Here is a 2,493-nt window from a genome sequence, read left to right on the forward strand (position 1 = left end):
CGGTGATTGCAACACTTAGCGGATGGGTGTTGTTATGGCGGGGTATTCAATTCATTTGAGGCCTGATCTCTTGCAGGTTTTTTGGGCCGGGATGCAGGCGGGTGATTTCATCACCGATGCCGTGGTTCCGATCAATACGAGCCGGCGTACCGGGCGTAGGGTCTTGGCCGAGGCCGGTGGTGTCAGGCCCCGGCGGGGCCGTGATCTGAAGGGCCGTTGCCTGACTTTCGCCCAGCGCGAGGAGATCGCAATACTGCGCGCCCAGGGACAATCTCTGCGGCAGATCGGAGCCGTGGTCGGCAGAGCGGCCTCCACGGTTTCCAGGGAGTTGCGGCGCAACTCGGTGGCAGGAATGCCCTACCGGGGGACCTCAGCGCACGCACTGGCCTATGAGCGGGCCTCGCGTCCGAAACCAGCGAAACTGCACACGAACACGGTGTTGCGTGCGAAGGTGGAGGAGGACCTGAAAAAGAAGTATTCGGCTGAGCAGATCGCAGGACGCCTGCGGGTTGAGTTCCCCGATGAGCCGGAGATGCGGGTGTCACCTGAGACCATTTACCAGTCCCTCTACGTTCAGTCCCGCGGAGCTCTGAACCGTGATCTGGCCGCGTGTCTACGCACCGGGCGGGCGGTCATGCAGCCCTGCAGGAAGGCCGGCCAGCGGAAGAACCGGGTCCCCGGAATGATCAACATTTCCGAACGTCCCCCCGAAGTTCAGGACCGGGCCGTGCCCGGGCATTGGGAATCTCAATGCTGTTGTCAAGCAGCCTGGACGCAAATGGTGGGGGCCGTCTCACTCACGGTATTCGGTGTGGTCGCGGAGCATGGCCCAGATGACGTTGATGCGGCGTCGGGCGAGTGCGATGAGCGCCTGTTTGTGGGACTTTCCCTCGTCGCGTTTCCGGTCGTAGTAGGTTCTGGAGGCGGGGCTGTTTTTCAGGCTTGAGAGCGCGGCGAGGTAACAGGTTCGGAGGAGTCTGCGGTTGAAGCGGCGCGGCCGGTGCAAGTTTCCGCTGATCCGTCCCGAATCACGTGGGACCGGAGCCAGGCCGGCGACGCTGGCGAGCCGGTCTACAGAGTCGAATCCGTCCAGGTTGCCGCCGATGTTCGCGAGAAAGGTTGCGGCGAGTACAGGTCCGAATCCTGGCATACTCAGCAAAACATCGGCGCTGTCGTGCTGCCCGAAGAGATCCGTGATCTGGGCATCAACATCGGCGATCTCTACATCGGTTGCGTGGATCTGCTCGGCCAGCCGGACCACGAGGGCCGAGCCCATGGACTGGGCTCGCAGGACGGTGGACTGGGCATTCGCGGCGGCTACGGCTTTTTCAGCCATCTTGGCGCTATTCCGACAGCCGCGTTTCCTGAGCCATCCGGCGAGTCGGGCCAGTCCCATCCGGCGGATACCCTCAGGGGTCTGGTAGCCGCTCAGAAGGGTCAGAGGAGCCTTCTTGGAGTAGTCGAAGGCCCGCTCGAGTGCGGGGAAGTATTCCAACAAGGTGGCCCGGAGCCGGTTGATCGCCCGGACACGGTCACAGACCAAATCGGTGCGGCGGGCAGTGAGCATCCGCAGGTCCACACTGATCTGGTCCGCACTGCGAACGGGTTGCAGGTCGGTGCGCATGCGTGCCTGATCCGCGATGATCCTGGCATCTTTCGCGTCGGTCTTTCCATCCCCACGATACGTCGCTGCGGCGTGATGCACGATCCGCCCAGGGATATAGAGCAGGTGCTGAGCGTGTGCTGCCAGCAGCTCTATCAGGAGCGCTGCGCCGCCGGCGTTTAGATCCGTAGCCCAGCAGATCTCACCACCGGCCGCGCTCTCCGCGACCGCGGCGATGAGCTCGAGCAGCGCGGTTTCGTCATTCTCAACCCGTCTCGACAGCAGCACCGTCCCGGACTGATCGATCACAACGCAATGATGGGCGCTCTTGCCCGAGTCGATTCCTGCCCACACGTCCGGCATGTCTTTCGGTCCCTTCGATCAGCTCCAATTTGTTGGTCCCTGTCGATAACCACGCCGGCACGTCCTTACCCAACGATCAATGTCGTAAGTCTCAATCAGCGGTCGAGTCATCGGCGGGCAGCGGGCGGCCATTCCCAGTGAGCCGTCCAAGCGGCAGGGAGATCTGGGCCATACCCGCCACCCGAGGGTGATCCAAACACTACGACAGCTCCGAAATCACCCACAACAAAATCGTAAGGAGGGCGATCTCATCATCGGCAAAGGGAATCAGTCCGCGATTGGAACGCTGGTCGAGCGGACCACTAATTACACGATGCTCGTACACCTGCCGGACGGGTACAAGGCCGAGCAGATGCGTGATGCACTGACCGCGAAAATCAAGACACTCCCCGAGTCGCTGCGGCATTCCCTGACCTGGGACCAAGGCATCGAGATGCAGGACTGGAAAACCGTGAAGATCGACACCGGCCTCGACATCTACTTCTGCGACCCACACTCGCCCTGGCAGCGCGGCATCAACGAAAACA

Annotated in this window: 1 protein-coding gene and 2 pseudogenes; 2 read left to right on the plus strand and 1 reads right to left on the minus strand. The window is 62.0% G+C overall.

Translation table 11 applies throughout. The annotated features are described in order from the left end of the window. Nucleotides 1-22: 22 nt before the first annotated feature. A pseudogene (locus QMG72_RS17905) lies at nucleotides 23-749 on the plus strand (IS30 family transposase); the annotation flags it as partial. A gap of 44 nt (nucleotides 750-793) precedes the next feature. On the opposite strand, the gene QMG72_RS17715 reads toward QMG72_RS17905, so the two are convergent. After that, entirely contained in the window at nucleotides 794-1,966 is a 1,173-nt protein-coding gene (locus QMG72_RS17715; protein WP_226774816.1) for an IS110 family RNA-guided transposase, read from the minus strand. A gap of 238 nt (nucleotides 1,967-2,204) precedes the next feature. Between QMG72_RS17715 and QMG72_RS17720 the strand changes: the two are divergent. Beyond that, nucleotides 2,205-2,493 (plus strand): annotated as a pseudogene (locus QMG72_RS17720) (IS30 family transposase); the annotation flags it as partial.

It is taken from the genome of Pseudarthrobacter sp. PH31-O2, assembly GCF_030063265.1.
Lineage (GTDB): Bacteria > Actinomycetota > Actinomycetes > Actinomycetales > Micrococcaceae > Arthrobacter.